Source organism: Mesorhizobium sp. M1A.T.Ca.IN.004.03.1.1 (assembly GCF_003997555.1).
Taxonomy (GTDB): domain Bacteria; phylum Pseudomonadota; class Alphaproteobacteria; order Rhizobiales; family Rhizobiaceae; genus Mesorhizobium.
In genome coordinates, this window is sequence record NZ_RZTV01000999.1 from 1 (window position 1) to 240 (window position 240).

Genomic DNA, 240 nt, shown 5'->3' on the forward strand with positions numbered 1-240 from the left:
CGACGAGGCAGCGGCGCTTGAAGAAGCGCTCTCGCCCTACGCAGTCAAGCCGCTCGCCTTCGAGCGGCTGCCGTTTTCGCACCCGCTCTACATCCTTTTCTCCTCCGGCACGACCGGCATTCCGAAATGCATCGTGCATTCGGCCGGCGGCACGCTGATCCAGCACGTCAAGGAACAGCGCCTGCATGCCGGGCTGCTCGACGGCGACCTTTTCTTCTACTTCACCACATGCGGCTGGAT

General features: G+C 62.9%; 1 pseudogene. It reads left to right on the forward strand.

From position 1 onward, the window contains the following. Positions 1-240: pseudogene (locus tag EOD29_RS34675) on the forward strand (acetoacetate--CoA ligase); the annotation flags it as partial.